This is a genomic window from Terrabacter sp. 01T434 (genome assembly GCF_056398545.1).
The window spans coordinates 1-327 of record NZ_JBFTPP010000047.1; the positions used below are offsets into that span (position 1 = coordinate 1).

A 327-nucleotide genomic window follows, 5' to 3' on the forward strand; every position below is an offset into this window, starting at 1 on the left:
CGTGGGTGCGTTGCTGCGCGATCCGGACCGAGTACACCCCGCCGACGCGGTTGCGGGCCAGCTCCCGGGTCACGCTGGATCGGTGCACGCCCAGCTCCGCGGCGATCCGGGCCGGGCGGTGGCCCTCGCCCAGCCGCAGCGCGATCACGGCCCGGCCGGCTTCGGTCAGACGCCCCCGCGCGTCGGTCCAGTCGCCCTCGCTCACCGGTGCGGCAGGGCGCGCGAGGCCACCGACGGGCCCCACCGAAAGGTCATGCCGGCCACCTTGGCCCATCGTCCCACCGCGCGGCGGTCGACCGCGATCCGCCGCGCTACCTCCAACGCCGG

General features: G+C 77.1%; 1 protein-coding gene. It reads right to left on the reverse strand.

What is annotated here, in order from left to right; translation table 11 throughout:
* The coding region (locus tag AC1DIW_RS21935; RefSeq protein ID WP_478110941.1) for a helix-turn-helix domain-containing protein at positions 1 to 205 on the reverse strand (205 nt) is incomplete at its 3' end.
* Positions 206 to 327 lie beyond the last annotated feature (122 nt).